This window comes from Candidatus Methanoperedens sp. BLZ2 (assembly GCF_002487355.1).
Taxonomy (GTDB): Archaea; Halobacteriota; Methanosarcinia; order Methanosarcinales; family Methanoperedenaceae; genus Methanoperedens.
This window is the reverse complement of the sequence record NZ_NTMG01000039.1, coordinates 1-26,305: the sequence shown is the minus strand read 5'-3', so window position 1 is coordinate 26,305 and position 26,305 is coordinate 1. Positions and strand designations below refer to the sequence as shown.

The window sequence follows — 26,305 nt, the reverse complement described above, 5'->3', positions numbered from 1 at the left end:
ACCCTGGGGCTATTACCTCAATAAAAGGTGGGCTATGGGCTCTACTCGACAGCTTTGGCGCTTTTCTCTGTGTACTCTGTGCTCTCTGTGCTCTCTGTGCTCTCTGTGGTTTCTCAAACCAGAAGATAATAAAAAGTTTCCAAAATGCTACGGCTGTATACTTAAATTAAAATTTATAAAATTAAAGGGTACGGAATGTGGGTCATAGTGCATTTATGGAAGCAATTATACGATGTATGGGCGTAAGCATAGAAAATTGCCTCCTGGATATTGTTTTCTGGTAAAAGCCGATTCAAAACTGAATATAACCTTTATTGAGACTGTCGGAAAAGTGCCTAAATTGAAACACTCTAAAATATTGATGTAAGTAAACCGACATGTATCGACACATCGATTTTAGACTGTTAGTTCTAAAATCCTAAAAACAGGACTTTTCCGACAGTCTCTTATTAGATGACTTTTACTTATCATATTATTTTGCAATGAACCCATTCCGGGGAAGAAAGAATTTTCAAATACTTTGTATATGAAAATAAGTTACATATTTAAAAATATATAAATACTATATACTCTATAATTATACTGTCTGGATTTTTATAAGTAATAAGAATTTCGTCTGTTTTATTACCAGATATTAACATCAGATTACTCTCTCCACGCACCCATTCCCCTCACTTCCCGATATATTAATAATCCTCCTGCTCATTAAAGCCCCCTGATACCAATGATAAGAACTCATTACTCAAACCAGATAACCCCGGAAATGAACGCAAACACTGTCACCGTTTGCGGATGGGCGCATGAGATACGCGATCTTGGCGGGATTATGTTCCTTGTTGTAAGGGACAGGGAAGGACTGATACAGGTCACGCTTTTTAAGAAAGCCATTGATAAGAATGTGCTTGAGATCGTTAAAGGCATAAGCCGCGAATCGGTCGTTTGTGTTACGGGAACTGTCAAGAAAGAGGCAAAAGCGCCAAATGGCTATGAACTTGTCCCGACAGCTGTTACTGTACTTGGAAAAGCCGAATCACCGCTTCCGATGGATACCACGGGAAAAGTGGACGCAGACCTTGATACCCGCCTGGATGTGCGCTTTATGGACATGCGGCGGCTCAGGACAACATCTATATTCAGGCTGCGCAACCTTCTTCTGAAAAGTATCCGCGAATACCTTGACAGGGAGGGTTTTGTCGAGATCACAACCCCGAAAGTAGTAGCTACAGCCACTGAAGGTGGAACAGCGCTTTTCCCGATCACTTATTTTGAACGCGAGGCATTCCTCAACCAGAGCCCGCAATTATTCAAGCAGCTTATGATGTCAGGAGGACTTGACCGCGTTTATGAGATCGGCCCGATTTTCCGGGCTGAGGAACATGATACAAGAAAGCATCTGAATGAGGCAACATCTATTGATATTGAAGCAAGCTTCCTTGACAATGAAGATGTAATGGTGATACTTGAGAACCTCGTAAATTATGTTTACAAATATATTGCAGAAAATGGCCAGATTTATTTGAAAAACCTGGGTGTTGAAATAAAAATACCGCAGCTTCCCTTCAAGCGACTAACCTATACTGAAGCCATCAAGATCGCAAAAGACAATGGCGAACAGATCGAATGGGGCGACGACCTTTCCACTGAATCCGAACACTCAATAGGAAAAACGATCGGTGAGCATTATTTCATCACTGACTGGCCTTCCAGGATCAAACCATTCTATGCTTTGCCATATGAAGATAGACCGGAACTGTGCAGGGCATTTGATATGATGCATCCGCGCATGGAATTATCATCAGGGGCGCAGCGCGTACATGATCCTGAATTATTACGCGAACGGATTACTGCCCAGGGATTGAATGCCGATGGTTTTGATTTCTATCTCAAGGCTTTCAAATACGGCATGCCGCCCCATTCCGGCTGGGGGGTCGGGGCAGAACGCCTGTTAATGACAATGCTCGGGATTGAAAATATACGCGAAGTCGTATTATTCCCGCGAGACAGAAGGCGGTTATCTCCATAAATTATTTAACTTAAAAGTATGTTTATAATGCGAAGAGTCAAGATTTACCAAAAACTATTTGACCGTTAAGAGAAAGAGGGATTTAGATGAGCACTGAAAGGGATATCATAATAGAGAGGCTTGAACAAAAACTGGCTGCCAGGGATAAAGAGTTTACACAAATGCAGGAAGCATTGCGGGAATCCATTGTCATTGAAATGGAAAAACGTTTTACTGATAAAATAAAGCTCCGGGAATCGACACTTGAAGACATGAGGACAAAATTTGGCGAAAAGATCAATGAGATAATCCAGATGAATAAATCCCTCAGGGATTCGGTCATGGAGAAAAAAAGTACTGAAACAAACACACTGCGCCATTACGAGACCCGCATGGAACGAATGGAACGCAGGCTCATCGAGCTCAATAGCGCTTATGATGGTGTAATGAAAGAGCTTCTTGACCAGAAATCAATAATACAGGAATTAAGACCTCCCAAACCAAGAGAAGAGCTAAGGGCAAGACAGGAGGTCAAGCCAAAAGAAGAGATAAAACGTAAAGAAGAGGCAAAACCTGCTGAAAAGGAAAGGCCAAAGACCCAATACATCATAGCTGACAATTATGTTCCCAGGGAAAAGAGAAAACAAGCGCCTATAATTGAAGCTAACGAAAAGCCAATTGATGCTGATGAAAAGGCAAGAGAACAGCAGAAAGAACAGCTTAAAAAGCCGACATCAAAGAAAAGTGAAAAGATAATGGAAGGAGTGGAAATAAGCGAGACCTTGAGAAGAGGTAAATAGTGCATATCAAAGAGATAGAGCTTCAAAATTTCAAATCCTTTGGAAAAAAAGTAAAAATACCCTTCTTTGATGATTTCACGACCATTTCCGGCCCAAACGGAAGTGGTAAATCAAATATAGTCGATAGTATCCTTTTTTGTCTTGGTCTCTCAAGTTCCAGGGTTTTGCGTGCTGAGAAACTTACAGATCTTATATTTAATGGTGATACAAAAGTAAAAAGGGATTTTGCCCAGGTCACGATCCGTTTTGACAATACCGATAGAGAGATGCCGGTGGATTCAGACGAGATCGAGATAACCCGCAAAATAAGACGCACGGAATCAGGCTATTACAGTTATTATTATTTTAATGAAAAAGCAGTAAGCTTAAATGATATCCATAATTACCTTTCAAAAGCCAAGATAACGCCGGAATGTTATAATGTGGTCATGCAGGGAGATGTCACAGCTATAATCGAAATGACCCAGACTGAACGGCGAAAAATCATAGATGAGATAGCAGGCGTTGCTGAGTTCGATGAGAAAAAAGACCAGGCTCTAAATGAACTGGATATTGTCCGTGAAAGAATTGAACGGGTTGATATCATTCTTGCTGAAGTCGATGACCAGATGAGTAAACTAAGGCAGGAACGTGACCAGGCTTTAAAATACCAGTCGCTTCGTGATGAAAAAAGAAAATATGAAGGCTATATTCTTCTTGCCAGGCAAAAAGACGCAAAGAAGGAACTGGAAAGACTTGGCGGGGAATTGCAGGATAAAGAGACAAAAAAAATTGATATTATAAAACAAATTGAAGATCGCAAAAAGGAACTTCTTGATATCGAAGAAAATCTTTCAGCATTAAATTCATTAATTATCCAGAAAGGCGAGAACGAACAGATAACCCTCAGGAAAGAGATCGAAACAATAAGGGGTGAGATCTCCCGCTGCATGAGCACGATCGAACTTGCAGAAAATGAAATAAATGATATTGACTCCCGGAAAAGGAAAGCTTTCCTTGATGTGGATGCTGTCCAGGGTAATATAAAGGAATTTGATGCCAGACTGAAAGAAGAAACCCAGCGTAATGAAACTATTAAAGGAGAGGTCAGCAATAAAAATACGCAGCTTCTTATTTTAAAGAGTAAGATATCAGAAGTTGATGCAAAGTTTGTTGAGACCCGTGACAGGCTAACAGTTGCAAAACTTGGTCTTGAGACCCTGAAGAATGAAAAAAATGAATTGATGCGAGAAGAAGACCGCCTGCTTGATTCTGCCCGCAGGAAGTCATCAGAAAGCAGGGACAGGGAGCTTGAGATTGAGGATGCCATCTCCAAAATGAAGTCTGCTGGTCTTGATGCCACAAATGCAAAGGCGGGAATCGAAGAAATAAGCGGCAAGAAACGTGAGCTTTCACGCGACCTGATCGACCTTGAGAAAAACAGGGTGCAGATAAAGAGCGTGATTTCAGATATCGAAAATACCCTCAGGACATTCCACCAGGAGTATGCAAAATCAGAGGCCAGGATCAGGGCTGCTGCTGAGATCAGTTACAGCGGGCCTGTTGATGCAATTCTCAGTGCCCGAAAGAACAAACAATTACCGGGTATTTATGGCACGATAGCAGAACTTGGCAAAGTAGATAAGAAATATTCGGTTGCCCTTGAGATAGCAGCCGGCGCGCGTTTACAATCCGTTGTGGTTGATTCTGATGAGGATGCCGCACGTGCGATCAATTACCTGAAAGAGCGACGCCTTGGCAGGGTGACATTCCTGCCCCTTAACAAGATGGAAGGGGCGCAAAAAATGTCAAAAACAGAAAAAGAAGGCATCATCGATTATGCTATTAATCTTGTGAATTATGATACAAAGTTTGATCCTGCGTTCTGGTACGTATTCCGGGATACACTTGTTTCGGAGAATCTGACAACCGCAAGGCGGCTTATGGGAAATAAGCGATTGGTGACGCTTGAGGGTGAACTCCTGGAAAAAGGCGGGGCAATGACCGGTGGTTCTATCAAATCAAGGCTCTCATTTGCAAGCGGTGAAGAAGATAATATCAAGAAGATCGCAGAGCAGATATCAGAATATGAGGGCAGGCGAAAATCCGCTGTAAAGAAACTTGAAACACTTGAAGAACATCTTTCCGGGATCAAGTCAGAATCTGCTGTTTTTGATAATGAGGTCACAAGGTTAAAGATGCAGTTAGCTGAAATCGAGGGACGCGGCACCCGTTTAACTGAAGTGATCGAAACGAGGAACAGGGAACTTAAGGAAATCGAGGCTGTCCGCATAAAGATCAAAAGTGACATGGATAATGTGGAAAGCCAGAAACGAGAGAAAGATGCGGCGATCAATACAATACTTGAAGAAATCAGTAAGATCGAATTGTTGTTAAAGGGCTCAGAGGTTCCTGAACTTAACAACAGGGCAACACAGATCGAAGAGGAGATCCAGAGGCTTGAGAGCAGGATAAGGGATATTGAAGCAGGGATCAATGCAGTAACACTTGAGCGTAAATATGCCCAGGCCAGGATCGATGAGACCCGACAGAGGCTTTTGGAACTGGATACAAAGAAAGAAGAACACCGCTTGAAGGTCAATGGCTTGAAGGAGAACATCAAGACCTTTGAATCAGACCTGAATCTTAAGAGATCAAGGGAAAAAGAATTGGGCGGGGAACTTCTGGAGCTTCAGGATAAAAGGGCGCTGGTACAGAAAGAACACTCATCCTTAAAAGACAGGCTCCTGGATGCCGAAAGGTTAAAAATCGATATTGACCGGAATTTGCAGGCATTGTATTCCACAAAAGACGCATTAACAGAGCAGATTATCAAGCTTGATAATGAAATTGCAGGGCTTGGAATAGAGCGAAATGAGGAGATACCGTCATCTGAAGCGATCACCCAGAGATTACAGGCGCTTACGAGGGCTATGGAGAAACTTGAACCTGTGAATATGAGGGCGATCGATGAGTATAACGAGGTGGAGAACAGGCAAAAAGACCTTAAATCACGACGCGACATACTGTTCAATGAACGGGAGGAGCTATTGATCCGCATCAAGAAATATGAAGAACTCAAGAAAGAATCCTTCATGGAGACTTTTAATGGTGTCAATGAGCAATTCAAGCAGGTCTTTGCAGAATTATCCGAAGGCACAGGCTCGCTATTCCTTGAAAACCCGGATGAGCCATTCACAGGCGGGATGACAATAAAAGCCCAGCCCTCCGAAAAGACATTACAACGCCTTGAAGCCATGTCCGGCGGCGAGAAAAGCCTGACCGCATTGTCACTACTTTTTGCTATCCAGCAGTACAGGCCTGCGCCTTTTTATGCATTTGATGAGATCGATATGTTCCTTGATGGGGTAAATGCTGAAAGGGTGGCAAGGCGCATCCAGAAATCCGCAGGCAATGCGCAGTTCATTGTAGTGTCGCTGAGAAAACCCATGATTGAGGCGGCCAAACGCACGATCGGGGTTGCGATGCAGGAGAATAATATTTCGAGTGTGACCGGGATCAAGTTGAATTGAATTATTTCTTTCTTTCAATATGTTTTTGCACGACCCCTCTTATTTCATCAGGGTGCCCCAGTACAGTTATTCCCTTCATTTTCCGCAGTTTCTCCACGGCATCAAGGTCAACATCCCGCATCGTGAGCGTCAATTTCTTGCCCCCTGGCAGATCTGTGACAATATCCCCCTTAGTCTGGTCAGCCGGGAAAATATATACGGGCACTTTTGCTTTCATAGCCTGGGCAGCCGCATTTGAGAGCAGGGTATCCGATATACCTGCTGCGATTTTTGCCACTGTATTGGAAGTGGAAGGTGTGATGATGATAAAATCATATTTCCCAAGCTGCAAATCCCCAACAAGGAAGGGGATATTAGGGGATTTTTCCGAATATATTTTGGGGAAGCTCGCTTTTAAGTCATTAAAGAGCTTGTACCATTTTACGACCATCTCGCCTGCCTGGGAAAGAAATACCCTGACATCAAGATCATATTCAAGCCTCAACTCTTTCATTATGTCGAGGCTCTCTTTGAGATAATCACCACAGCCTGTTATTCCCCATGCAATTCTTAGAGTCATTAAGATTATTGTATTGTGACTTTTATGATCTTGTCGCCTTTTTTGATGCTCTCGACCACGTTCTGACCTTCTTTTACCTGCCCGAATACAGAATGTTTCCCGTCAAGGTGGGGTTGTGGCGCTTCTGTGATAAAGAACTGGCTCCCCCCGGTGTTGGGACCTGCATTAGCCATAGACACCGCACCTTTTGTGTGTTTTAGTTTTGGATGAAATTCATCGCGTATTGTATACCCCGGACCGCCTGTTCCATCTCCTTTAGGACATCCTCCCTGAATCATAAAACCGCGTATGACCCTGTGGAACGTAAGCCCGTTATAGAACCCCTTTTGCGCGAGGTCTATGAAGTTCTTTGTAGTGATCGGTGCTTCAGTTTCATAAAGTTCAAATTTTATATTTCCTTTCGTGGTTTCTAAGATTGCAGTTCTGTTTGGCATAATTATCGTTGTAGTTAGTGGTGGTCATGGTATAATTGCTTTTTGTCAAGAACATTGTATATTAGGAACATTGTATATTAGGAACATTATGTATTATATACTATAGACAATACATTATTGAATATATGTAGAAAAGTATATATATTATAAAAGAGGTTTTTTAGTATAGCAAGGAATATAGGAATGGACTCACTAAAGGTGCGAATAAAAAGAAGGCTTGAAGTGTATCTTGAGCTTGATATGGATGGTATCAGAAAATTCATAATCGACATCCTGTTACGATTAAAAAGACTCACTGTTGACCAACTGTTTAAAGAGTTGAACAAGAAATTCAAAATTTCATTCAGCGCTGTTGCTTCAACAATGGGTTATATTCACTCAAAACTGGGGATACTGCATGCATACAAGGAATCATATAAAACCCCAATAGTATATTCTTTAAAGGAAGAGTATGTGGATATTGTAGAGAGCGCATTAAACAAAAGCACAGCTAAACCATCATAGCCGATATTTCATTGTTTAATACGATAAACCGATCGATAACTTTTTCATCCAGCTTTTTTTTTCTTAAATTAATGATAAGTTCATCAATTGTTCCGATCTCTTTGCCAAAAGTAAGGTTGTCTGCATGAGCAACGATCTTCTCTTCAATAGTTGCAGGCATATAATCCTTTTCAGGAAGTCCAAGACCTTTTGCTTCTTCTTCCGGGATCCCTGCACCGATATGCCGTTCAATGATCTTTACTAATTTTTCATCAAGTCCATTTTCAAGTGCAATTTTAGCACCTGCTACAGCATGACCTATGCCATGCGTCTTTGACCGTCCGATATCATGAAGCAAAGCCCCAAAGAAAACAGCTTCAATGTCGATCTGTACCGGTTGCCCTTTGTGTGTGGCATTATCCCGGATATTTAAAGCGATCTTTTTTGCGTAATCCGCTACAGCTCTGCAATGTTCGATAACATCAGCAGAGCATCCTGATCGTATCAATAAATCAATCGCATCTTTTTCATTCAAGCAGCTGCACCTGAAGAGGAAGTCAGATCTTCAAGCTTTATGATCCTTTGTTTTAATGCATCTATTACAGGTTCATTCTCCTCGAAAATCAATTCACCACCACAAAAAGGGCATTTGAATTCCATTTCAGCCGCTATTTCAAACAGGAACCTGCCATCCTGTTTTTCACAGATATAGAATACTTTATCTTCCTCATATTCGAGTTTTGTCTTGAGGTTCTTTAAAAGCTTCTTCGCTTCAAGTTCGAGCTGGCGGTTTAAATTACTCAGATCAAGTTTCCAGAGATATGTTAACCAGCCGCTGTCTGTATCCCTTTCCCTGCGATAACTGGCAAGCCTGTTCTCATATAATATGAAAAGGGTACGCCGAACGATATTCAATAAAACACCAGTAGCCTGGGCTATCTTTTCATCCGTGACCTCACCTTCGGGCATATTCGCAACTACTTTATACCCTTCCTCACCTACAAGATTTATTAGATAACCTTTAATAACGGGATCGTTTAAATCAACCAGAAAATTCACCATATTATTATGGTTTTATTATGACTTTAAACTTCCGTTCTCCTTTTAATCAATTCGCAAGTTTTTCTGACTTTATCAAAAACCGTCATGCGAGTCCTGGCTGTTGCAAGTAGAGTTGTTACGGGCTCATCGGGATGGATCGTGAGGCCTGGTTGTGGAATATCTGCGGCTTTCCCATAACTCATGCATTTTATAAGAATGTCCGAGACCTCTTTTGTGATCACCAATTCCTTTTCTGCAAAAATAATGGTCTTTGCAGCAAAACATCCCGACTCTCTTAATTGCGGAAGTTTCCCTTCAAATGATCTTACATGCGCATCAAAAATATTCAGTCCCGTTGAAAGCTCAACAGTATCAAGACTTCCCTGGAAACGTGGATTTATCTCAAGGACCTGTATGCCTTTATCGTTCATCATGAAATCCACACCGTTAGAACCCCCAAGCTTAAACTCAATGGCGATCTGTTTTGCGTATTGTATCATTTTTTCGTTAAATTTTGCATGGAATGGTGTGATATTACCGCAATATGCAAATGGCACTCTTGTCAGCCACGGGATCCCTATTAGCTGTTCATTCAAAGCAACAACTACGGCATCATCCCCTGTACTTATTAATGAGGCGCTGCAGGGTACTCCTTCAATGAATTCCTGGGCTATGAAATCATGTGAGTCAAATTTATCTCTAAAATTATTCATTTCAGCTTCGTTCCTGACTACGACATTCCTCATACCACCCGACCCTGCCCTGGGTTTGATCATAAGCGGGAAATCCAGGCCATCTGCTTTATCGATCGGTTCTGTCATCGGGTGGGGGATACCCAGTGAGTCCAGTTTCTCAGGCAGCTTTAATTTATCTGCGGCTTCCTCTGCGATTTTCGGTGTGTTATTCAATGTATTTTTTAAATTCAGAGTCAGAGTTTCAAAACCCGATCCAAGGATTATTGCATCAACATCCCCAAACGATTCAACCAAATCCTGTAATTCATTCATGGACTTATTTCCAAGAAGCTGCGTCTTATTTGCGCATTTTTGCATATCCACATCTCCAAAAAGGTCGAGGGCATAAACAATATATCCTGCTTTTTTTGCAGAGCAAGCTATATTGCGGACACTGTTGCCGATCATGAGGACTTTCTTGATCATTTTACTTTGCTTATTACCTCTTTTCCTGCCGTGTGCGGAATTATTTGACGTTCTCCACCTGGAAATTGTGTCCTCAGGGCATCTTTACCTGATGCAGCCTGAAGCCTGTCAAGAGTTATGGCAAGGGCTGCAACCTCGGAATGCGGCTGGTTTCCCACACCAACATTCCAGTCAGCAAGACTATATATTTCAGGTGGGACTTTTTCAGCGCCCACCACAATCATGAGGGCATCGGCTGTAATTTCAGGTATTGCATCGGGAAGACTGATACCATACATTGTAAGATGAATTACCTTTCCTCCGGCATCTTTCCATTTTTTTATCTCGCTTTTCCAGCTGGTGATCCTCTTGACATAGAATGAGCCGCCCCAGCTGACTCCTACTTCCTGCAGGCTTTTTTCAATGCCGCTGTCGTCAGAATCAAGGAGCATGCCCTCGGCCCCCAGGGCGCGGGCAGTAAGTGCTACATGAGTGGTTATTCTCTGGTCCCTCTGGATGCGGTGGCCGAGTCTTAATATAACAATTCGCATAAGTTGAGGTGAATATACTTTCTGAGATTTAAATTGATGCATTTCTGGAGCATTGCTTTTGAAACTCGAATAAACAAAATGCTATTTAAGCCAATCCCTGGGATTTATTTGATATAAATGGAAACATCTGGGAATGAGTATTGGCAAAAATTGCTAAGAAAACGAGATCGTGACTTTCCATGAGTTCGAACATCACGATAAAGCATATCTATAATATGCGCCTGGAGTTGAATTTTGTATAGGTTGTGGATTCCTATCGACTTTTGAGAGCATGAAAGACGCCTATCGCCTGCAGTCAAGAACCGACCGGATTGGAAATCCGGGACATCATGAGAATGCTCAAAGGTTAGAGCTTTTACCAATTATTTGATAATAATATTTAAGCGGGGCAAATGGTTCATTCAAAAGCAATCATTCACCAATTTATTTTTAATAGCTCTCTAAAGTAGATTGCTTATCATCAATTTTTCGTTCAATTTTTACTTTAGTTAGTTTATTCATGGTTTCTTTGATTTTGAGTTCAATGGCGATTTTATTATTTAGATACATATTCAAGTTATCTAAAATTATTATTAATTGTTTACAAAAAATGTGGTGTTCCTCTGAAAACCATATACATTCTCTGGATCTTCCCTTTTTATTTAATTTTTTTTCTGTCTTTATTAATTGAATTTTCTCTAAATCATTAACTCCTTTTTGTGTTGTAACAAAAGATAATGAAGTCTTACGTTGCATATCGCTGATTGAGTCATTTATTTCCAATACTGATAAGATTTTTACTTGTGTATATAACTCAGCAATGTTATGATGGTCCATAATGAAGTTACTATAGTAGCTGTATATAGCTACTATATAATATAATCTTTTCGGGTAAGATTGATTAAAAGCCTTTATATAGAAGTTTATGAAAAAGGTATTTAAATATTCAATTAAAACATACTATTTATTGGTCGGACATAGAGGTGATTTATGGAAATAAATAAACCAGGAGGATTCTTACTGGCAATCATGGGAAATATGGTTGAAAGAGATGAGCGTGATATGATCGCTCTTGAGGATATTGAAAATAAGATTAAGAAATTCGAGGAAATCGGTGTCATCACATATGGTTTTCAGAGCGGCTTTAATGGAGATTTAGCATCTGAAGAAATTTTTGATGATTTAAGAGTTTTCGAAGACGTGGGATGGATTGAAACTGATTTTACTAATCCACATTGTAAACTTACAGAAAATGGAAAAAATATTTTTAAACAGCTTGAAATACCAGAAAGGGTAAGAGATAAATTTAATAGTTTATTTGTGAAATGAATGAATTTTTCAATTTTGTTAAGAGACTTGATATATCTATTGGCAGTTCATCTGGCACATTATATTATGAAGTTTTGGACTGCAACGGTGGGGCTTATATCCCTCTCCATCTTCTATATATTTAATTTCAAGAATGAAATAAATCTCTCAATCGACCATGGATTTTCGTCAAATTATTCTAATGTGGACACCAATGTTTCTGGGAGTTTTTCAAACTCAAAGGAAATAGAAAATCGGATAGTGTTAGCAATAACTGACCACTGGTTTATTGGAGGAATACTATTAGGGGTTTTTATATTTATAATTCTTATGTCAATAATATCTTTAATAAATTCTATATTTCTCATCTATAAATATTCTAAGTCAGAGAAAGATAAGGAATTATTGTTCAATTTAATTGGTAGATTACGTAAAGGAGAGGAAATCAAATTCATGGATTCGAATGATTCCATCAAAATATCATTATTACATCTGTACAATTTGAAAATAAGTGAATAGTAAACTGTAAACTCTCTTTAAACGTTTAGGTAAAAATAATCAATCAAATTAACGATTAAGCTCATAATAATGCTGGAGAAGATAAAGTGAAATTAACTAAACAAGCCAACGAGTTCTTAGATATTTATGCAAAAGAGAAATTATCTATAGAAACTGAAGAAAAAATTGCATCTGCTATTTTCAAAAAGTTTTCTGAAATATTTCCGAATATATCTACTCAATCTCAGAGTAACAAAGTTGAATTAATAGACCTTTGGTTAAAAGCACATGTTGACCAATATTTCACAAAGGTTAAAAAGTATGATCCAGATGAATGGAATAAGAATACTACGGTATGGATACCAGTTCATGACATAGTCGATATAACTCCTGAAATTCAATATCTATTAAATATTCCAATAGTTCGTAGATGCAATGCCATCAAACAGTTATCCACTGCCTATACAATCTTCCCGGGTGCTAAACATACAAGAGATGAACATCAACTTGGAACTTTATTCATAATGCGGAAGTTTTGTGAGCACCTAATCGAAGAAGAAGAAATTTCAAATACTGATAAAATAACTTTAGAAGTCGCAGCATTAATACATGATCTTGCGCATCCACCACTTGGTCATTCTTTAGATAGCATTAAAGAATTTCTAGTACCATCGCATATTATTTCATATGATAGGAAAATCGATAAAACACTGCTAGAAATTTACTTAACGGACGAAAAAAGCCAATTAAAAGGGGCTATTGAGTCTATCAATACAATAAATATTGATTTATTAAAATCAATATTTTTTCGCACAGATAATTATCCTCCTGCTTATGGCGATCTATTGGATTCAGAAATCGATGCTGACAGAATGGACTATATCTTAAGGGATGGCATTCACACAGGAATAACCAAAATAGTTAAAATAGATAATATAATAAGACATTCTCACTTTTGTGATCTTAAAAGTGAAGGCAAGAAAAGAATATCATTGGCATTTGATGAAAATATAGAATCAAGTCTTCTCGGTTTCTTGAATGATAGAAAAAATATGTATGATCAAGTTTATGAAAATGATGAGAAATTAATCTTAGATGAAGTTATAGTTCATAGCATTTTTTGTACACTTAAAATAAATTACGGACAATCTAATAATGAAATTACCGAAAAATTCTTATTATTGACAGATTGTGAACTTAATGAGTTCTTACGATTGTTTTCTCCAAGTGGGATTTATAATCAAATTAACTCGCAATTAAATGGCAAGCCGTTATATTCATTGATTAATAAATATAATCTACAAGACCAATTTGATTTTGATTTTTATCGATCACTAAAAATAGCTGTCGCACTTTATTCAAAAACGGCTGGTTTTCAGTACAAAATTGATGATGAAATAAAATTTGCAAAATTTTGTGACATAAAGTGCAATATTCCTAGCTTAGAAATTCCCCCTATATTGTTTTCATTGCCTCACTATATCCCTTCTGATGATGAATTGATTCAAAATTATGATCGCGAAGGAACTAAAAAAAGAGGTCTTAAGGATTTAGTGATTAGAAAATCGGATGGAAGTTGTGGTTATTTTAAAGATACATCAAAAACTCAGAAAGAAAAAAATATATCTTTAAACAAATTTTTATTGATAGGAAGTAAAGAATATATTCAAACAAATTCGGTTATCGAAAAATTTAAGGAATTTATGATCGATAAATATCTTCCACCGGAAGCTAAACAACACTAATTCTTCAGATATCGAATTGAATACAGATTTTTATCAAGGCGCCGGTTTTCTTGTGTTGAAGACATTCTGGACTCCGCTGTTTTTCGGGAGCATGAGAACGAGTGTAGAAGCAGTCATTAAACTCCGGACTTAAGTACAGGCCTGTAGCAGTCGGTTTTGCATGGTGTTTATCTTGTGTTTGGGTGTATTTCTCCATAACCTCCCATCCATTCCACAGATCCATGGTAGCAGCTTGGCGCCCACAAATGCTCATCACAAAAGATGTGGAAATTCTTTCCTCAATATTCTGCTTGTCCCACCTTTCAACCTCTTTGCTATAAAGCTCAGGGAATATTTTGGAGGATATTTGAAAAAATGTGTACATGGTCCGGATTATTGAATCTAAAAAAAGCATTTAGTGGATAAAGACAAGGTTTCATGATATTATAATTGTTTCCAAAAGTGTTATAAGATGCCACTACCATAAAAACCCGAAATCAATTATAATTATTAAATGAGGATTTATATGACTGAAAAAATTGGAATACTTGCACTTGGACATGGAAGCAGACATCCGCATAATAAAGAGGTCGTCAGTGGAGTTGCGGACCTGATCGCTAAAAAATATAAGGATGTTGTGGTCAGGATCGGTTTTATGAATATGAACACCCCGACAATGAAGGAAGGGCTTGATGGTTTCAAGGGAACCGGAGTTTCTAAAATAGTAGCTGTTCCCATTTTCCTGGCACATGGCGTACATACAATGGAAGATATTCCCCAGATCCTTGGCATAAGCAAGGAATCCCGGAAAACCATGATAAAAATTGATGGCAAGGATGTAGCACTTATTTATTCAGAACCTCTGGGCGTTGATGAACTGGTCGCAGAGCTGGCATACAAGAGGGTTAACGAAGCCATTTCCTCGAATTAATGTTTAATAATTGATGCTATTTAATAGTTCATCCAGGATTGCTGTACTTGATCTGACACATGGCGGGGCTGTAATAGCCAGGAAGTTAAAGAAAATCACAGGATCAGTGACTGCTATAGATGTGTACAGGAAGCTCGGTCCTGAATTATTGGATGAACTTGAAAGTGAGGGGATCAAAACTTCAAGGGAATCCTTAAAAGCATCGGATTTTGATTTTATAGTAGCCCCGATGCACCTTGATTCTAATTATCTAATGCTTCTGGATGCGGCAGCGAATAAGATCCCGGTTTTATCCCACCATCAAGTAGTCGGACAGATATTATCAGGATACGACTTAAAGAACAAAACTCTTATCGAGCTGACCGGTACAAAAGCCAAAACAAGCACTGCGATCCTGCTGGCAGATATTTTATCAAAGGAAAAAAAAGTAATCTCGCATACAAGCAGGGGTCTTGAAGACTGGAGTACAAGAACAATAATCAGGAAAGGATTGAGCATAACCCCGGCAAGCATCCTCACAGCGCTTGATGCTGTTCACGAGGCAGGGATTGAATTCGATGTGTTCATATCCGAGGTTTCACTTGGTGGAACCGGTTCAGCCGATGTTGGTATAATTACAACTATAACCAATGATTATAAGATCGCCAACAATACAAAGCTTGCAAGTGATGCAAAGCGCAGGATGATACTTGACGCCAGGCCTGGAAGTGTGCTTGTTATAAATAATGATGCTTTGAGGTTTTTCGGGGCATGCAGGAGGGATATTAATGTTATCTCATTTACCGATTCAGTCAATGCTTCATGCAATGTTTATTATGAGAGCATGGACCGCAAAGGCGGAACAATAGCCTATTTTCTTGGAAATAAACATGGTAAGATCCATATCAGGGAAGCGGCAGATTACGATATAACTTCTTATAAAACTGCCTTTGTATGTGCTACTGCTGCTGCTCTTGCCCTGGATATCGATGCTTCGGCAATTGAGCGTACATTACTGGAATTTAAGGGTGCACAGGGGCGGATGACAAAAAAATCCCTTGATGGAAGAATACTGATCGATAACTCGAACTCAGGAATGGATATCAGGACAGCTGAAAAAGCGCTTGATTATTCAAAAAACGAAGGCAAAAGAATTGTCATGGTGCTTGGTGAAGAAGCAAAAGAAGTATGCGAAGGACTTGATCCATCGGGTGTCGACAGATTTATTCATAAGCATATAAATGAACTTGCTGCCATCATACTTGTGGGGGAAAGGATGAAACAATTCGTTAAAACTGACCCAACAAAAATCTATCATGCAAATGATCTGCCAGGCGGGATCGAGCTTGCAAAATCATTGACAAAGGAAAAGGATATCATTTTATCCTGTGTAAAGTGTTTCAGGTGAAGCGGTAAATCTAAACAATCAAAAGATAACTACTACAACAATATGGAGCTTAATAAACCAATTATTCCCGCAAGAATAACGGAAAATATGTCTGTCAGCGAGCTTGTTTCCTCTTTTTCGGGCTGTGCTTTCGGTGCAGGCCGCATTTATGAAGCTGTTGACATATACCGGGAAATGATACATGACAGGGACTGCACAAAATTCTTCGGCCTTGCAGGGGCGATGGTGCCTGCGGGGATGAGGCATATTGTAAGCGATATGATACGGAGCCGGGAAATTGATATTCTTGTCAGCACAGGCGCCAACCTTGTTCATGACATGATCGAGTCCCTGGGACTTCACCATTACAAAGGAACTGATGTAACAGATGATATCCAGTTAAAGCACGATGCTGTCAACCGTATATATGATGTGTTCCTGCCTGAACGTCATTTCACTGATCTTGAAGAGAAAATGCAATCAATTTTCAAAGAGATCCCTGAGAAGCTTTCGATTACTGAACTTCTCTCACACATTGGAGAAAGACTCGATGACAAAAACTCGATATTAAAAAGCGCATACGATATGGGTGTACCTGTTTATTGCCCTGCCATCCAGGATTCCATCATCGGATTGCAGGCATGGCTGTATAAGCAGACAAAGCCGCTGAATGTGGATGTCTTTGCTGATATGAGGGGATTGATCGACAGGTGCTATGAGGCAAAACGCGCCGGAGTTGTTATAATCGGCGGCGGCGTACCCAAGAATTTCATTTTGCAGTCTATGCTCGTTACTCCGCGTTCTTTTGATTATGCAATCCAGCTCACCATGGACAGGCCTGAGACCGGCGGACTTTCAGGCGCAACACTTGATGAGGCGCGCTCATGGGGTAAGATCGGTGAGAATGCAAGGTCTGTGACAGTATATTCCGATGCGACGATCACGCTTCCCATAATAGTGGCTGCGGCAAAAAGTGGAAAATTAAAATAAGATCAAATTCAGATAATCTTATTCTCTCTGATCAGTTTCTGGGTCGCTATCCAGAGGCATATTACAGTAAATGGGTATGTTATGAACCCACCCACACCAAGAGCTGCCCCGATACTATTGATCAACAGCAGGATAACACCGAGTACTATCGAGAATTCGAAATTATCCCTTCCGATCCTGTAGCTTTTTTTGAGTGAATCTATAGCCCCAAGTTTTTCTCCTATCGCGATCGGGATGGCATACTGGAAAAGGACTATTAGTATCAGTCCCGGGATAATGAGAAGAATTAATCCGGCTGCTATTGCCAGGCCGCCAATAATAACCATCACCCAGCTTATGGCGAAATAATCAAAACCTTTGAAAACGTCTTTTATTTCCACTTCTTCCCCCCGAATGATCTTCCTTCCCATTATGTAGAGGCCGAAGAGCAGTGGAGGTGCCGTAATTATAAGAATCGAACCTATTGCTGCGACCACTGCGGCAGTAATAAATACAGCGAACTGTTTCTTGTAAATATCAAAACCTTCACTTAATATATCTTCTACCTTAAAATTCAAGGGATCAACTCCAGATTAATATTATCCCTGACAAAATATATAGTTTGCCCCGATTGTATAGTAAATTGAAAAAGCTGTAACAATCAAAGCACCTGGATTATCTATGTTCAATGAAAACAATTTCGAGAAAATGATCTCCATGAAGTTCATACAGACGCTGAACAGGCATCTCCCCGCAAAAAGGAGAACGCTCAAAGAACTTCTTGCGGAAGACAGGCCAAACATAAAAAACCTGGATGGTTCAACTCATTCATTTGACAAAAAAGAACTTGAAAAGATCGCTTCCATAATACCTGGATGGGAGCATGATAAATTGAGGCTTCCCATATATCTTGAGATGTGTTCCTCGATGGAAAGGGGCACGATTAAGATTTCGGGAAGGGTAGAATCCATGGTAGTAAACAGAGTCCTGTATGATGATGAAGAGCTTAAGAAAAAGGATGCTAAGGATTTCATAATCATCTATTATCCCCACCTCAGGAAAGTACGAAAAGAACTTCCAACAACCACACAGTTCATGTTTACGATGTAACTGATAGAAAACTATATAAGCCTGCAAACGGTAGCCTATAGTCGGTCAATACATATCTTCATTTGAGTTATCTCAAGTTGGGTAAAAAATTGTAAACGTTGTTTGATTGTAAACGAATCTAAAAAACCAGATGAGGATATGTGGGACCATAAAACCAAAGGAGAAAAGAAAATGGCAAAACCAATAAAGGATAAGTTTCCGGCGTCAAGTATCACGAAAAGGCAAAATTGGCAAAGCGGGATAGGTAAAAAGGATTTAATCATAACACAGAATGATTTATAATAATAGATAGTAATAAAGTGAAAATGAAACAGATAAGAAAAGATAAGTGATGAACATGGCAATTACAAATGAAGATATATTAAGATCCATAGAGGAAAACCAGGTCAGGTTTTTAAGACTCCAGTTTGTTGACATTGGCGGAATGGTCAAGAACGTGGGCATACCTGTATCACAGGCAGAAAAAGCCCTTACATCAGGAATAGCATTTGATGGTTCTTCGATCGAGGGATTTGTCAGGATAGAAGAATCTGACATGATCCTGAAACCTGATAATAACACTTATATGATCCTTCCATGGGATATTAACGGCGGAAAGGTGGCAAGGATAATATGCGATGTTTACAGGCCGGACGGAAAGCCCTTTGAAGGCGACCCTCGCTATGTCTTAAAGAGGGCAATACAGGCAGCCGCCAAGAAAGGTTTTGTAATGAACACCGGGCCTGAGCTTGAATTCTTTTTCTTCAAGAGAAAAGACGGGCAGGCAACCGTTATCCCCCATGACTTCGGGGGCTACTTTGACTTTCCTCCCATAGACCAGGCTGAAGAGATACGACAGAATATAGTAGTAGCACTTGAGAATATGGGATTCAACATTGAAGCTTCTCATCATGAGGTCTCTATAGGGCAGCATGAGATAGATTTCAAATATGGCGACGCGTTAAAGACGGCTGATAATGTCATTACCTTCAAGTTCGTTACCAAGACCATCGCGCAGAAAAATGATTTGCATGCATCTTTCATGCCAAAACCAATCTTTGGTATTAACGGCTCAGGTATGCACACGAATATCTCCTTATTTAAGAATGGGAAAAATGCATTCTATGATGAATCAAAGGATATGCAAGTCAGCGATACTTTAAGATATTTCGTTGGCGGCCTGAAAAAACACGTTAAATCATTTACTGCTGTCACGAATCCCATTGTTAACAGTTATAAGAGGATCGTTCCGGGTTATGAAGCCCCGGTGTATATCGCATGGTCAGGGGCCAACCGCTCATCCATGATACGCATACCCGCAGCAAGAGGCATGAGCACTCGCGTTGAACTCAGGAGTCCTGATCCATCCTGCAACCCATATCTATCCTTTGCTGTGATCCTTATGGCAGGACTTGACGGTATTGACAATAAGATTGATCCGGGTGAGCCAACAACACTTAACCTGTTCCATCTTGATGATGAAGGACGCAAAAATCACGGGATCGAATCCCTTCCTGGCAGCCTTAAGGAAGCGCTTGATAACCTTGAAACCGACAAAGTAGTAAAAGATGCACTCGGAGAACATGTCTATGAGGATTTCATGAGACTTGGAAGGGCAGAATGGGATGCATACAGGATAAGCGTACATGACTGGGAAATTAACCGCTACCTGAATATTATATAAGCAGGAGACATATTACAGGACGAATGAACACAACAACTATAGACTCAATGGTTCAAAGAAAACTCATAGAGATACTGCGGATACTCCATGAGAACCAGGAGCCCATAGGGGCGCGGCTTATTGCCGACAAGATGAACGAGCGCGGATACCCCATTGGAGAAAGGGGTGTCCGTTATCACCTCCGCATCCTTGATGAGCGCGGTCTCACTAAACGCCAGGGTTATGACGGAAGGATCATTACAGAGCGCGGGACAAAGGAACTTGAAAATGCACTTGTCGGGGACAGAATGGGTTTTATTATAACAAGAATAGAGAAACTCATTTACGATACTACTTTTGATCTTAAGACCGGGCAGGGAAATGTGATCATCAATACTTCGATCATCGATAAAAAAGATATCGATAAAACTCTTGAGGTCATGCAGCATGTGATAAGTGAAGGTTATTGTTTCAGTCCTTTTGTAAAAATAATGGAGGAAGAGACTTCAAATTCTGATATCAACATCCCTGAAGGCAAAATTGGAATTGCCACTATGTGCAGCATAACGATCGACGGGGTTTTGCTAAAAAACGGTATTCCCGTTACTCCGAAATACGGAGGATTACTGGATGTGAAAAACAGGAAGCCAACAGGTTTTGAGGATATTATTGTTTATAATGGTACATCTATTGATCCTATGAAGATCTTTATCTCAAAGAAAATGACACATGTGCTTGATGCTGTTGATACGGGTTCAGGAAGACTTCTTGCAAACCTTCGTGAGATCCCGATGTCGTCTGTCCTGGAAGCTCAAAAAGTTTTGAAATCTGCAATGGGTATAGGGATCGCTGATATTACCCGGATCGGGGAACCAGGAATGTCGGTGCTCAATGCTCCTGTTGATTCCGGAAAAGTAGGAGTTGTGGTATATGCGGGGACAAATATCATGGCAGCCGTTGAGGAAAGCGGAATTAATGTGGCAACATTTCCGATATCAACGATCATGGATTTCAAGGAATTGACCGCACTATGAAAATGAATGCGCAGATCAAGGCTGAACTCATTTCTATCGGGGCAATTGATATTGACCCGTCAATTCTTGGAAGGCTGACCATCCCAACAGCAGGACCGGGCGCCGGAGGCAAGGCTTTTTTCTTCAAATCAGGCGGTCACCGTGTGCGGCTCGTTGTGGATGAAGGCTCACCGCTTCGCGCGGTTAAAGATAATGATAATGGCGAGATCGTGATCATAAAAGGCGGGAAGGAGTTCGTGAGAGGAACGATCGAGGAAGAACTCATACATTGTCCTGAGCAGGCATATATTACAATGAGTGAGCGCTGCATCTATGATTGCAAATTCTGCCCTGTCCCGAAATTGAATGGAAAGGTCAAATCTTCAGAAGAATTGCTTGCACTTGTAGAAGAAGCCTTCAAATTGGGCAGGATGAAAGGAATTTCCCTGACATCAGGAGTTGAAGTGTCACCTGAAAAAGAAGTGGAAAGGGCGGCAGAGCTGGTTAAAAAACTGAAGAAATACAATGTCCCGATAGGCGTTTCTGTCTATCCAACAAAGGCCTCATCCCGTATATTGAAAGAAGCGGGAGCAAGTGAAGTCAAATACAATGTTGAGACCATGGACAGGGAACTTTATGAGAAATACTGCAAGAAGCCTCCACTTGATTTCACACTCGAATGCCTGAAGGATGCTGTCAAAATATTCGGGAAAAACAACGTTTTTACCAATTTCATTGCAGGGCTGGGAGAGACCGATGAAACAATTGAAGAGAATTATGAGATACTCGCGAAAATGGGCGTGATCCCGATAATCCGCGCTGTGGGCGTGCATCCCCTGCGCTTTGGTGAACTGGAGGCTGAGCGCCCAACCGCAGAAAGGCTGCTAAAACTTGCAAAAATGTCACGCAGGATACTTGATAAATACGGGCTTGATGCAAGTAAGGCAAAGACAATGTGCCTGCCGTGTACGGGATGCGATCTGAATCCGCATGTTGATTTATGATTGAGGAGAGAATTCTCCCATTTCAAGGAGTTTTGTGATGAGCATCTCCGGGCGCCAGGCTGTTGCCATGATCTGCAGGGATGGGATGTTGTAAGTAAATATATTGAGATAGGATGCATATCATGCCAGAAACGCTAGCTACAGACCTCGTACTTAAGTTGAGTTGCAACTAAAAAAAACATGAACGAATGCTGCAGATCACTGATCAGCCAAGCCCTTTTATCCAGCCAAGTCTAATATCCTGACTGGATACGGCGTTACACTTAACCTTTACGCCCCGGCTGGGAATTGAACCCAGGTCTTAAGATCCGCAATCTCAAAGGATATCCGCTACCCCATCGGGGCTCTGACCCCACATTCATTTTTGACATATTAAAGGTTATTGGCATTTACCTGTTCAAGTTCCAGCAATCTGGTTTTAATATCTATTCCTTCCGAGTATCCACCGATGCCCTTCTTTGCTACTACCCTGTGGCAGGGAATGATAATGGGGATTGGATTTTTGCCAAGTGCGTTCCCGACTGCCCGCACTGCCCTGCTGCCTATCTTTTCTGCCAGTTCAGAATAGGTAATTGTTTTTCCGTACTTGATCTTTCTGGTTTCCATAAGCACTTTTTGTTCAAAGGGTGATAGATAGGATATGTCCACATCCAATGAAAAATCAATTGCTTCCCCATCAAAATAACGTTCTAATTCGTTTGTAGCGTCATGTGTCTTTTTTTCCATACGTTGTTTTCCAGGCCGGACAAACCTGATTGATCGCAATTTTGTACCATATTCTATCCCTATATAACGATCAAGAATTTTTGAAAAAATTACATCGGTGTTATATTTCATTTTCGGTTTCTCCTTACAGTTTTTACCCCTGTAAAATAATTTCGGAATCTTTTCCACTCATAAAGTGAGCAAGCCTTTCAGCTTGTTGTTCAATCACTTTTATCAGGGGTTTATTCGTTTTTTCAAAAAAGGAAAGGGCAATTTTTAATCTATTTTTATCTTCTTTGAAACTCCATGTTCCAATAATGTGCCCATTAACCAAAATAGAGGGGGATATTTCCCCTCTTGTGCTCCAATACACTTTCTTCTCGTATTCTTTCGATATCAGTCTCTGCCTGTTCTTATAACCCATAATATACGGATCAAACTTTGGGAGAAGATGTACAGTATCTTTTCCGGAAGAAAATCCTTGTAAATGCTCCAAATCAGATTTAAGGATGAAAAACATTCCCTCTAACCCGCGAATTTTAATATTTTCTACTTTATCCCCCATTTCTTCCAGAATTTCTTTGACCTCTCCTTTAGTATTGCCAATCCACCAGGCAATGTCCTCGACCATAGCAGGCCCGAAACCTGAAAGGTAATGTAAAATAACTCTCTCTTTAGCCTCATGTTCGCCCAGAGCATGCAAATCGACAGATGGCAACCATTTTCTAAAGGTTGCATAGGTATGGAGGTTGCTCGTCCAGTCTCCTTTTGGTTTATCCGGAACAAGGATAGCAGAATGGCACATTTGACGCAGACTCCATTGTCCAAGGCTCATATCTCCATATTTAGTCTTAACCTTCTTCTTAAGTTCTGATATATGCTCAGTCAATTCTTGTGCTGTAAGCGGGCCTTTCTCATCCAGGATTTTTAACATTCGATCATGAATAGGTTCGAATCTGATAAGAGGATGTCTTCCTCCTGCTCGTTTAGTCGCTTGATAATATTCCACAACATGATCCGCCGGAACTATATGAAGTGTTGCCCGCACTCCCCATATCTTGATTAACGTTCTCCTTTCGTACAATTCTTTGCTCAAATCTTCCTTTTGAAAATTATCTATTCTATTCCATAATGAAAGATAAGGGGTTGATGCAATCTGAGCATGAAGGCCACAGATATCTTTTACAACTTCAACCAAACACTTGTTCTCTGTCTTTGAATGCTCAGCAAGATGCTGTTTATATAATACGAATTGATTTATTTCCTCTATATCGGCATCTATATCTATATGCATCTTTTCTCTCATCTAATTATTCTGTTTTTGTTTCACAATGATCAAAAACTATTCTTCCACCATCGCTCTTGCATCCACTGCCACAGCCCCGGTTTCACCAACTATCAGTGGATTGATATCAAGTTCGGCAATGTTCTCCTTTTGCGCCATCCCGGAAACTGCAACAAGAACACGAGCTATCGCCTCAATATCAGCAGGTTTCCTTCCCCTGATACCTTTTAATATGGGATATCCCTTTATTTCCGAGATCATATCCAGGGCTTCATTTTGTTCTATAGGAACGACCCTGAATGAAACATCTTTATAAACTTCAACGAATATCCCGCCAAGGCCGAACATAATAGCATGACCGAACTGCGCATCCTTTTTCAGGCCTATAATTGTCTCATGGCCTGGAGGCGCCATCTGCTGTACAAGGATTCCTTCAATTCTCGCGTCAGGATTTACTTTATTAATCCGCGAAATTATTTTGTTATAGGTCGTCTTAACATTTCCCACAACTACATTTAACTCCACGCCCCCCACATCGCTTTTATGTGAAATATCAGGCGATGAAATTTTCATGGCAACCGGAGTTCCTATCTTTGCAGCGATTGCAAGGGCTTCAACAGCGCTTTCTGCAATACTCTCTTTCGTAACAGGTATCCCGTATTTTGAAAGAAGCTTTTTTGCTTCGTGTTCAGTAAGTATTCTCATAATCACTTCCCTGCCTGAGCATCATGTGTCTTTACTGTTTCCAGGAATTTCCGGTGCTTTATTAGAGCAGAAAGAGCCTTCACTGCCCTCTCAGGAACAGGATAATTCGGAACACATCCACTCTTTAAAAGATCCACCCCTTCCTCAGTGCCCATGCCCCCCATCCAGCATGCGATTATGGGTTTTTTTCCAATTTCCTTGTCACATTTTTGTTTCATTTCAACCACTGCTTCAGCAGGAGGCATTGCGTTTGAGATCATTGTATGGACATAGATGGCTATGATGGCATCCACATTCGGGTCATCATAAAGCGCTTTGATGGAATCATTATATATCTTGAATGAGACGGTTCCTGCCGTATCTATCGGATTTGAAACCGATGCAAATTCCGGGATGACTTTTTTTATTTTTTCCTTTGTTTCCCCTGTCAGGTCTGCAATATTTATGCCCTGTTTCTCACATTCATCAGCCGCAACTATTGATGCTCCGCCGCCATTTGAAAAGATGGCAACATTATTCCCTTGTGGAAGAGGCTGGCATGAGAATGCCAGGGCAGCGTCAAAAAGTTCATCGATCGTATCCACGCGCAATATTCCTGCCTGCCTGAAAGCCGCAGAATAAACCTCATCAGATCCCGCAATTGAGCCTGTATGTGAAAAAACTGCTTTTGCCCCCCGCTTTGACCGTCCGGTCTTGATAACCACGATCGGTTTTTTGATGTTTCGGGCAGCGTCAAGGAACTTTCTTCCGCGCTTTATCCCTTCAATATACATGGCTATGACGCCAGTTGAAGGGTCGCTGCTTAAGTATTCGATAAGGTCAACGTCATCAGTCTCGGCCTTATTGCCGGTGCTTATCACTTTACTGAGGCCAAGTTCAGTAGCGATCGTCCATTCGGCAAGGGCAAGACCAAGAGAGCCACTCTGCGTGATAAAAGATATCGATCCAGGGTGCGGAAGTCTTCCGATAATGCTTGCATTTAGCCTTGCGCGCTCATTGACAATACCAAGCGTATTAGGCCCTATCATTCGCATGCCGTATTTTCGTGCGATTGAGACCAGTTCAAGTTCAGCATCTTCATTTCCAGCCTCGCTAAATCCTGCACTTATTACAATAAGCCCCTTAACGCCTTTTTTTCCGCATTCTTCCGCGATTGAATGGACATATTTATTAGGCACAATTATTACCCCAAGCTCTACTGTTCCTGGAATATCAAGAACCGACGGATAGGAATCAAGGCCCTGGACAATATTTTCATTCGGATTGACAGGATATATCTTCCCCTGAAAACCGCTTAACAGGTTTTTGAGTATCCGTCCTCCCCATTTAGACTCGTTATTTGATGCACCTATTACTGCTACTGATTCCGGTTCGAATATAGAAGACAGCATTACATTCATTGTGTCCTCCGGGGCGCAGGGGTAGAAGATACCCCGTATTTCAATACGGGGAGGGATCGTACCCCGCCCCAAAATAATACTTTCACATCGTTATCATAATGGCTATATAATCCCTTATTATAATGGAATCTTGAATGGAAAGAAC

27 protein-coding genes and 1 tRNA gene are annotated in these 26,305 nt (G+C 40.6%); 14 read left to right on the top strand and 14 right to left on the bottom strand.

Going from position 1 to position 26,305, the window contains the following annotated elements; genetic code table 11:
• Positions 1–724 precede the first annotated feature (724 nt).
• The 3 genes from aspS to smc all read left to right on the top strand — a co-directional run bounded on the left by aspS (position 725) and on the right by smc (position 6,314).
• Positions 725–2,023, top strand: coding sequence for an aspartate--tRNA(Asn) ligase (aspS, locus tag CL181_RS06545; RefSeq protein ID WP_097298498.1), 1,299 nt, complete (start codon positions 725–727; stop codon positions 2,021–2,023).
• A gap of 86 nt (positions 2,024–2,109) precedes the next feature.
• Positions 2,110–2,802, top strand: a complete 693-nt coding sequence (locus CL181_RS06540) for a hypothetical protein (protein ID WP_097298497.1) — start codon at positions 2,110–2,112, stop codon at positions 2,800–2,802.
• Positions 2,802–6,314, top strand: coding sequence for a chromosome segregation protein SMC (smc, locus tag CL181_RS06535; protein ID WP_097298496.1), 3,513 nt, complete (start codon positions 2,802–2,804; stop codon positions 6,312–6,314). Before CL181_RS06540 ends, smc begins: the two co-directional genes overlap by 1 nt.
• Position 6,315: 1 nt before the next feature.
• On the opposite strand, the gene afpA is transcribed toward smc, so the two are convergent.
• Positions 6,316–6,873 (bottom strand): archaeoflavoprotein AfpA, encoded by a 558-nt coding sequence (gene afpA, locus CL181_RS06530; protein ID WP_097298495.1) that lies wholly within the window; start codon positions 6,871–6,873, stop codon positions 6,316–6,318.
• 5 nt (positions 6,874–6,878) lie between these two features.
• A complete protein-coding gene (locus CL181_RS06525) occupies positions 6,879–7,307 on the bottom strand; it encodes a peptidylprolyl isomerase (RefSeq protein WP_097298494.1) in 429 nt (142 codons plus the stop codon).
• 183 nt (positions 7,308–7,490) lie between these two features.
• Between CL181_RS06525 and CL181_RS06520 the strand changes: the two genes are divergently transcribed.
• Positions 7,491–7,811, top strand: a complete 321-nt coding sequence (locus tag CL181_RS06520) for a DUF2551 domain-containing protein (RefSeq protein WP_097298493.1) — start codon at positions 7,491–7,493, stop codon at positions 7,809–7,811.
• Here CL181_RS06520 and CL181_RS06515 read toward each other — a convergent pair.
• The 5 genes from CL181_RS06515 to CL181_RS06495 form a co-directional block, all read right to left on the bottom strand.
• Entirely contained in the window at positions 7,798–8,325 is a 528-nt protein-coding gene (locus CL181_RS06515; RefSeq protein ID WP_097298492.1) for a TIGR00295 family protein, read from the bottom strand. The two genes, CL181_RS06520 and CL181_RS06515, sit on opposite strands and share 14 nt — an antisense overlap.
• Positions 8,322–8,840 (bottom strand): transcription factor, encoded by a 519-nt coding sequence (locus tag CL181_RS06510; RefSeq protein ID WP_097298503.1) that lies wholly within the window; start codon positions 8,838–8,840, stop codon positions 8,322–8,324. The genes CL181_RS06515 and CL181_RS06510 overlap by 4 nt, the downstream gene beginning before the upstream one ends.
• Before the next feature lie 35 nt (positions 8,841–8,875).
• On the bottom strand, positions 8,876–9,991 hold the full coding sequence (locus tag CL181_RS06505) for an ATP-grasp domain-containing protein (protein ID WP_097298491.1): 1,116 nt from the start codon (positions 9,989–9,991) through the stop codon (positions 8,876–8,878).
• Positions 9,988–10,521 (bottom strand): tRNA (cytidine(56)-2'-O)-methyltransferase, encoded by a 534-nt coding sequence (locus CL181_RS06500; protein WP_255251457.1) that lies wholly within the window; start codon positions 10,519–10,521, stop codon positions 9,988–9,990. Before CL181_RS06500 ends, CL181_RS06505 begins: the two co-directional genes overlap by 4 nt.
• A gap of 429 nt (positions 10,522–10,950) precedes the next feature.
• Positions 10,951–11,337: a hypothetical protein gene (locus CL181_RS06495; protein ID WP_097298489.1), complete on the bottom strand. Its 387-nt coding sequence runs from the start codon at positions 11,335–11,337 to the stop codon at positions 10,951–10,953.
• A gap of 153 nt (positions 11,338–11,490) precedes the next feature.
• On the opposite strand from CL181_RS06495, the gene CL181_RS06490 reads away from it, so the two are divergent.
• The 3 genes from CL181_RS06490 to CL181_RS06480 all read left to right on the top strand — a co-directional run bounded on the left by CL181_RS06490 (position 11,491) and on the right by CL181_RS06480 (position 14,051).
• Positions 11,491–11,829, top strand: a complete 339-nt coding sequence (locus CL181_RS06490; RefSeq protein ID WP_097298488.1) for a hypothetical protein — start codon at positions 11,491–11,493, stop codon at positions 11,827–11,829.
• A gap of 66 nt (positions 11,830–11,895) precedes the next feature.
• On the top strand, positions 11,896–12,327 hold the full coding sequence (locus CL181_RS06485) for a hypothetical protein (protein WP_176505099.1): 432 nt from the start codon (positions 11,896–11,898) through the stop codon (positions 12,325–12,327).
• Between the two features lie 86 nt (positions 12,328–12,413).
• Positions 12,414–14,051, top strand: coding sequence for an HD domain-containing protein (locus CL181_RS06480; protein WP_097298486.1), 1,638 nt, complete (start codon positions 12,414–12,416; stop codon positions 14,049–14,051).
• A 252-nt stretch (positions 14,052–14,303) separates the two neighbouring features.
• Here the strand turns inward: CL181_RS06480 and CL181_RS21485 are convergent, their stop codons facing one another.
• Positions 14,304–14,369 (bottom strand): hypothetical protein, encoded by a 66-nt coding sequence (locus CL181_RS21485; protein WP_369332916.1) that lies wholly within the window; start codon positions 14,367–14,369, stop codon positions 14,304–14,306.
• A gap of 187 nt (positions 14,370–14,556) precedes the next feature.
• Here CL181_RS21485 and cfbA point away from each other — a divergent pair, with 187 nt between their 5' ends.
• The 3 genes from cfbA to CL181_RS06460 are packed head-to-tail and all read left to right on the top strand — an operon-like array spanning position 14,557 to position 17,317.
• Entirely contained in the window at positions 14,557–14,961 is a 405-nt protein-coding gene (gene cfbA / locus CL181_RS06470) for a sirohydrochlorin nickelochelatase (RefSeq protein ID WP_097298485.1), read from the top strand.
• Positions 14,962–14,974: 13 nt separating this feature from the next.
• Entirely contained in the window at positions 14,975–16,348 is a 1,374-nt protein-coding gene (gene cfbE, locus CL181_RS06465) for a coenzyme F430 synthase (protein WP_097298484.1), read from the top strand.
• Between the two features lie 42 nt (positions 16,349–16,390).
• Positions 16,391–17,317: a deoxyhypusine synthase gene (locus CL181_RS06460; RefSeq protein WP_097298483.1), complete on the top strand. Its 927-nt coding sequence runs from the start codon at positions 16,391–16,393 to the stop codon at positions 17,315–17,317.
• An 8-nt stretch (positions 17,318–17,325) separates the two neighbouring features.
• Here the strand turns inward: CL181_RS06460 and CL181_RS06455 are convergent, their stop codons facing one another.
• Positions 17,326–17,874: a glycerophosphodiester phosphodiesterase gene (locus CL181_RS06455; RefSeq protein WP_097298482.1), complete on the bottom strand. Its 549-nt coding sequence runs from the start codon at positions 17,872–17,874 to the stop codon at positions 17,326–17,328.
• Between the two features lie 103 nt (positions 17,875–17,977).
• Here CL181_RS06455 and CL181_RS06450 point away from each other — a divergent pair, with 103 nt between their 5' ends.
• The 4 genes from CL181_RS06450 (at position 17,978) to CL181_RS06430 (ending at position 22,065) form a co-directional block, all read left to right on the top strand.
• The gene (locus CL181_RS06450; protein ID WP_217993110.1) at positions 17,978–18,406 is read left to right on the top strand and encodes a DUF61 family protein; all 429 of its coding nucleotides are present in this window, start codon (positions 17,978–17,980) and stop codon (positions 18,404–18,406) included.
• 337 nt (positions 18,407–18,743) lie between these two features.
• Positions 18,744–20,069, top strand: a complete 1,326-nt coding sequence (gene glnA, locus CL181_RS06440; protein WP_097298480.1) for a type I glutamate--ammonia ligase — start codon at positions 18,744–18,746, stop codon at positions 20,067–20,069.
• A gap of 23 nt (positions 20,070–20,092) precedes the next feature.
• Positions 20,093–21,082, top strand: coding sequence for a DUF128 domain-containing protein (locus tag CL181_RS06435; RefSeq protein WP_097298479.1), 990 nt, complete (start codon positions 20,093–20,095; stop codon positions 21,080–21,082).
• A gap of 2 nt (positions 21,083–21,084) precedes the next feature.
• On the top strand, positions 21,085–22,065 hold the full coding sequence (locus tag CL181_RS06430) for a radical SAM protein (RefSeq protein ID WP_097298500.1): 981 nt from the start codon (positions 21,085–21,087) through the stop codon (positions 22,063–22,065).
• 273 nt (positions 22,066–22,338) lie between these two features.
• On the opposite strand, the gene CL181_RS06425 is transcribed toward CL181_RS06430, so the two are convergent.
• From CL181_RS06425 to CL181_RS06405, 5 genes are all read right to left on the bottom strand, one after another.
• Positions 22,339–22,410: transfer RNA gene (locus CL181_RS06425), tRNA-Arg, on the bottom strand.
• Positions 22,411–22,437: 27 nt separating this feature from the next.
• On the bottom strand, positions 22,438–22,902 hold the full coding sequence (locus CL181_RS06420) for a methylated-DNA--[protein]-cysteine S-methyltransferase (protein WP_255251455.1): 465 nt from the start codon (positions 22,900–22,902) through the stop codon (positions 22,438–22,440).
• 22 nt (positions 22,903–22,924) lie between these two features.
• Positions 22,925–24,064, bottom strand: a complete 1,140-nt coding sequence (locus tag CL181_RS06415) for a winged helix DNA-binding domain-containing protein (RefSeq protein ID WP_176505098.1) — start codon at positions 24,062–24,064, stop codon at positions 22,925–22,927.
• Positions 24,065–24,112: 48 nt separating this feature from the next.
• Positions 24,113–24,760 carry an acetate--CoA ligase family protein gene (locus tag CL181_RS06410; protein WP_097298477.1) on the bottom strand — a complete coding sequence of 216 codons (648 nt, stop codon included), beginning with the start codon at positions 24,758–24,760 and terminating at the stop codon, positions 24,113–24,115.
• A gap of 2 nt (positions 24,761–24,762) precedes the next feature.
• Positions 24,763–26,160: an acetate--CoA ligase family protein gene (locus CL181_RS06405; protein WP_097298476.1), complete on the bottom strand. Its 1,398-nt coding sequence runs from the start codon at positions 26,158–26,160 to the stop codon at positions 24,763–24,765.
• Positions 26,161–26,305 lie beyond the last annotated feature (145 nt).

What these genes read in the sequence shown, in the direction of transcription:
- aspS (WP_097298498.1), top strand. Translation starts at nt 725, where the DNA reads ATGATAAGAACTCATTACTCAAACCAGATAACCCCGGAAATGAACGCA.
- CL181_RS06540 (WP_097298497.1), top strand. Translation starts at nt 2,110, where the DNA reads ATGAGCACTGAAAGGGATATCATAATAGAGAGGCTTGAACAAAAACTG.
- afpA (WP_097298495.1), bottom strand. Translation starts at nt 6,873, where the DNA reads ATGACTCTAAGAATTGCATGGGGAATAACAGGCTGTGGTGATTATCTC.
- CL181_RS06525 (WP_097298494.1), bottom strand. Translation starts at nt 7,307, where the DNA reads ATGCCAAACAGAACTGCAATCTTAGAAACCACGAAAGGAAATATAAAA.
- CL181_RS06520 (WP_097298493.1), top strand. Translation starts at nt 7,491, where the DNA reads ATGGACTCACTAAAGGTGCGAATAAAAAGAAGGCTTGAAGTGTATCTT.
- CL181_RS06505 (WP_097298491.1), bottom strand. Translation starts at nt 9,991, where the DNA reads ATGATCAAGAAAGTCCTCATGATCGGCAACAGTGTCCGCAATATAGCT.
- CL181_RS06500 (WP_255251457.1), bottom strand. Translation starts at nt 10,521, where the DNA reads ATGCGAATTGTTATATTAAGACTCGGCCACCGCATCCAGAGGGACCAG.
- CL181_RS06495 (WP_097298489.1), bottom strand. Translation starts at nt 11,337, where the DNA reads ATGGACCATCATAACATTGCTGAGTTATATACACAAGTAAAAATCTTA.
- CL181_RS06490 (WP_097298488.1), top strand. Translation starts at nt 11,491, where the DNA reads ATGGAAATAAATAAACCAGGAGGATTCTTACTGGCAATCATGGGAAAT.
- CL181_RS06485 (WP_176505099.1), top strand. Translation starts at nt 11,896, where the DNA reads ATGAAGTTTTGGACTGCAACGGTGGGGCTTATATCCCTCTCCATCTTC.
- cfbA (WP_097298485.1), top strand. Translation starts at nt 14,557, where the DNA reads ATGACTGAAAAAATTGGAATACTTGCACTTGGACATGGAAGCAGACAT.
- cfbE (WP_097298484.1), top strand. Translation starts at nt 14,975, where the DNA reads ATGCTATTTAATAGTTCATCCAGGATTGCTGTACTTGATCTGACACAT.
- CL181_RS06460 (WP_097298483.1), top strand. Translation starts at nt 16,391, where the DNA reads ATGGAGCTTAATAAACCAATTATTCCCGCAAGAATAACGGAAAATATG.
- CL181_RS06450 (WP_217993110.1), top strand. Translation starts at nt 17,978, where the DNA reads ATGTTCAATGAAAACAATTTCGAGAAAATGATCTCCATGAAGTTCATA.
- glnA (WP_097298480.1), top strand. Translation starts at nt 18,744, where the DNA reads ATGGCAATTACAAATGAAGATATATTAAGATCCATAGAGGAAAACCAG.
- CL181_RS06435 (WP_097298479.1), top strand. Translation starts at nt 20,093, where the DNA reads ATGAACACAACAACTATAGACTCAATGGTTCAAAGAAAACTCATAGAG.
- CL181_RS06430 (WP_097298500.1), top strand. Translation starts at nt 21,085, where the DNA reads ATGAATGCGCAGATCAAGGCTGAACTCATTTCTATCGGGGCAATTGAT.
- CL181_RS06420 (WP_255251455.1), bottom strand. Translation starts at nt 22,902, where the DNA reads ATGAAATATAACACCGATGTAATTTTTTCAAAAATTCTTGATCGTTAT.
- CL181_RS06415 (WP_176505098.1), bottom strand. Translation starts at nt 24,064, where the DNA reads ATGCATATAGATATAGATGCCGATATAGAGGAAATAAATCAATTCGTA.
- CL181_RS06410 (WP_097298477.1), bottom strand. Translation starts at nt 24,760, where the DNA reads ATGAGAATACTTACTGAACACGAAGCAAAAAAGCTTCTTTCAAAATAC.
- CL181_RS06405 (WP_097298476.1), bottom strand. Translation starts at nt 26,160, where the DNA reads ATGAATGTAATGCTGTCTTCTATATTCGAACCGGAATCAGTAGCAGTA.